Origin of the sequence: Pseudomonas sp. UBA6315 (genome assembly GCF_002438125.1) — a bacterium.
In the GTDB taxonomy this organism is placed as follows: domain Bacteria; phylum Pseudomonadota; class Gammaproteobacteria; order Pseudomonadales; family Pseudomonadaceae; genus Aquipseudomonas; species Aquipseudomonas faucium.
Genome location: NZ_DJTF01000047.1, coordinates 1 through 3,866, shown reverse-complemented (window position 1 = coordinate 3,866; position 3,866 = coordinate 1). Strand labels below are relative to the sequence as shown.

Here is a 3,866-nt window from a genome sequence, read left to right as displayed (position 1 = left end):
GGCCTGTGGGAACTGCCGTTCGGCGTCACCGCCCGCGAGCTGTTCGAAGACTACGCCGGCGGCATGCGCGATGGCTTCAAGCTCAAGTGCTGGCAGCCAGGCGGCGCCGGTACCGGCTTCCTGCTGCCCGAGCACCTCGACGCGCAGATGTACGCCGGTGGCATCGCCAAGGTCGGCACCCGTATGGGTACGGGCCTGGCCATGGCGGTCGACGACAGCGTCAACATGGTCTCGCTGCTGCGCAACATGGAAGAGTTCTTCGCCCGCGAATCGTGCGGCTGGTGCACCCCCTGCCGTGACGGCCTGCCGTGGAGCGTGAAGATGCTGCGCGCGCTGGAGAAAGGCCAGGGCCGCGCCGAAGACATCGAGACCCTGCTGGGTCTGGTCAACTTCCTCGGCCCAGGCCGTACCTTCTGTGCTCACGCACCGGGTGCCGTCGAGCCATTGGGCAGTGCCATCAAATACTTCCGCTCGGAGTTCGAGGCCGGTGTGGCGCCTGAAAGCGCTGGCACCCTGCGCCCGAACCTGGCGAAACCGATCGTGGTCGGCGCATAACAAGATGAAACACGGGTGGTCCGTGCCACCCGTCAGCCTGCAGGCTGGCCCGAGTGATCGAGGCGAGCCGCAGGCACACCGATTTCCATTAGCCACGCCCGCTCACGCGGGCCAACGAAGAACTTTGAACAATGGCCACTATCCACGTAGACGGCAAAGCGCTCGAAGTCAACGGTGCAGACAACCTGTTACAGGCGTGTCTGTCGCTCGGCCTCGACATCCCCTATTTCTGCTGGCACCCGGCGCTCGGTAGCGTTGGCGCCTGCCGCCAGTGTGCGGTCAAGCAGTACACCGACGAAAACGACACCCGTGGTCGTATCGTCATGTCCTGCATGACCCCTGCCTCCGACGGCACCTGGATTTCCATCGACGATGACGAGTCCAAGGCGTTTCGCGCCAGCGTCGTCGAATGGCTGATGACCAACCACCCGCACGACTGCCCGGTGTGCGAGGAAGGCGGTCACTGCCACCTGCAGGACATGACGGTAATGACCGGCCACAACGAGCGCCGCTACCGTTTCACCAAGCGTACCCACCAGAACCAGGACCTCGGCCCGTTCATCGCCCACGAGATGAACCGCTGCATCGCCTGCTACCGCTGCGTGCGCTACTACAAGGACTATGCCGGTGGTACCGACCTGGGCGTCTACGGCGCCCACGACAACGTGTACTTCGGCCGCGTTGAAGACGGCGTGCTGGAAAGCGAATTCTCCGGCAACCTGACCGAGGTCTGCCCGACCGGTGTGTTCACCGACAAGACCCACTCCGAGCGCTACAACCGCAAGTGGGACATGCAGTTCGCCCCGAGCATCTGCCACGGCTGCTCCAGCGGCTGCAACATCAGCCCGGGCGAGCGCTACGGCGAACTGCGCCGCATCGAGAACCGCTTCAACGGCTCGGTCAACCAGTACTTCCTGTGCGACCGCGGCCGCTTCGGCTATGGCTACGTCAACCGCACCGACCGCCCGCGCCAGCCGTTCCTCGCCGATGGCACCAAGCTGGGCCTGGACGCCGCCCTGGACAAGGCCGCCGACCTGCTGCGCGGCCGCACCATCGTCGGTATCGGCTCGCCACGCGCCAGCCTTGAGAGCAACTACGGCCTGCGTGAGCTGGTCGGTGCCGAGTACTTCTACTCGGGTATCGAAGCCGGCGAACTGGCCCGCGTGCGCCTGGCCCTGAACGTGCTGAACAACAGCCCGCTGCCGGTGCCGACCCTGCGCGACATCGAAGACCACGACGCCGTGTTCGTGCTCGGCGAAGACCTGACCCAGACCGCTGCCCGCGTCGCCCTGGCCGTGCGCCAGGCCACCAAGGGCAAGGCCGAGGCCATGGCCGAATCGATGAAAGTGCAGCCGTGGCTCGACGCCGCGGTGAAGAACATCGGCCAGCACGCGCTGTACCCGCTGTTCATCGCTTCCCTGGCTGAAACCAAGCTCGACGACGTCGCCGAAGAGTGCGTGCACGCCTCCCCGGCCGACCTGGCCCGCATCGGCTTCGCCGTGGCCCACGCCATCGACCCGAGCGCCCCAGCAGTCGCCGGCCTGGACCAGGAAGCGCAAGCCCTGGCCCAGCGCATCGCCGATGCCCTGGTTGCCGCCAAGCGCCCGCTGGTCGTTGCCGGCACCTCGCTGGCCGACCCGGCGCTGATCGAAGCGGCCGCCAACATCGCCAAGGCCCTGAAGCTGCGCGAGAAGAACGGCTCGCTGAGCCTGGTCGTGCCTGAGGCCAACAGCCTGGGCATGGCGATGCTCGGCGGCGAGTCCGTCGATGCCGCGCTGGACGCGGTCATCAGCGGCAAGGCCGACGCCATCGTGGTACTGGAAAACGACCTGTACGCCCGCGTACCGGCCGCCAAGGTCGACGCAGCCCTGGCCGCGGCCAAGGTGGTGATCGTCGCCGACCACTCCAAGACCGCCACCCTGGACCGCGCCCACCTGGTGCTCCCGGCCGCCTCCTTCGCCGAAGGCGACGGTACCCTGGTCAGCCAGGAAGGCCGTGCCCAGCGCTTCTTCCAGGTGTTCGACCCGCAGTACCTGGACAGCAGCATCCAGATCCACGAAGGCTGGCGCTGGATGCACGCCCTGCGTGCCACCCTGCTGAACAAGCCGGTCGACTGGACCCAGCTGGACCACGTCACCAGCGCCTGCGCCGAAGCCGCCCCGCAACTGGCCGGCATCGTCAACGCAGCGCCAAGCGCCGCATTCCGCATCAAGGGCATGAAGCTTGCCCGTGAGCCGCTGCGCTACTCCGGCCGTACCGCCATGCGCGCCAACATCAGCGTGCACGAGCCGCGCACCCCGCAAGACAAGGACACCGCGTTCGCCTTCTCCATGGAAGGCTACTCGGGCTCCGCCGAGCCGCGCCAGCAGGTGCCGTTCGCCTGGTCGCCGGGCTGGAACTCGCCGCAGGCCTGGAACAAGTTCCAGGACGAAGTCGGTGGCCACCTGCGCGCCGGTGACCCGGGCGTGCGCCTGATCGAATCGCAGGGCGACCGCCTGAACTGGTTCAACGCCATCCCGGGCGCCTTCAACCCGGCCCGTGGCACCTGGACCGCGGTACCGTTCTTCCACCTGTTCGGCAGCGAAGAAAGCTCCTCGCGTGCCGCCCCGGTGCAAGAGCGCATCCCGGCTGCCTACGTGGCCCTGGCCAAGTCCGAAGCCGACCGCCTGGGCGTCAACGAGGGTGCCCTGCTGAGCCTGAACGTCGCCGGCGTTTCGCTGCGCCTGCCGCTGCGTATCAATGAAGAACTGGGCGCTGGCCTGGTTGCGTTGCCCAAAGGCCTGGCCGGCATTCCGCCTGCCATCTTCGGTGCATCCGTCGAAGGTCTGCAGGAGGCAGCACAATGAGCTGGTTCACCCCCGAAGTGATCGATGTGATCCTCACCGTGCTGCGGGCCATCGTGGTCCTGCTCGCGGTGGTGGTCTGCGGCGCGCTGCTCAGCTTCGTCGAGCGCCGCCTGCTGGGCTGGTGGCAGGACCGTTACGGCCCGAACCGCGTAGGCCCGTTCGGCATGTTCCAGATCGCTGCCGACATGCTGAAGATGTTCTTCAAGGAAGACTGGAACCCGCCCTTCGTCGACCGCGTGATCTTCACCCTGGCGCCAGTGGTGGCCATGAGCGCCCTGCTGATCGCCTTCGTGGTCATCCCGATCACCCCGACCTGGGGCGTCGCCGACCTGAACATCGGCCTGCTGTTCTTCTTCGCCATGGCCGGCCTGTCGGTCTACGCCGTGCTCTTCGCCGGCTGGTCGTCGAACAACAAGTACGCCCTTCTGGGCAGCTTGCGCGCTTCGGCACAGACCGTGTCGTACG

At 66.8% G+C, this 3,866-nt stretch carries 3 protein-coding genes; all 3 read left to right on the top strand.

Annotation, left to right across the window (positions count from 1 at the left end):
• The coding region (locus B3E94_RS05835; RefSeq protein ID WP_286912689.1) for an NADH-ubiquinone oxidoreductase-F iron-sulfur binding region domain-containing protein at positions 1-555 on the top strand (555 nt) is incomplete at its 5' end.
• A gap of 131 nt (positions 556-686) precedes the next feature.
• A complete protein-coding gene (gene nuoG, locus B3E94_RS05830; RefSeq protein WP_286912688.1) occupies positions 687-3,401 on the top strand; it encodes an NADH-quinone oxidoreductase subunit NuoG in 2,715 nt (904 codons plus the stop codon).
• Positions 3,398-3,866 (top strand): NADH-quinone oxidoreductase subunit H (locus B3E94_RS05825; RefSeq protein ID WP_286912687.1); only part of this gene is annotated, 469 nt, incomplete at its 3' end. The genes nuoG and B3E94_RS05825, both read left to right, overlap by 4 nt.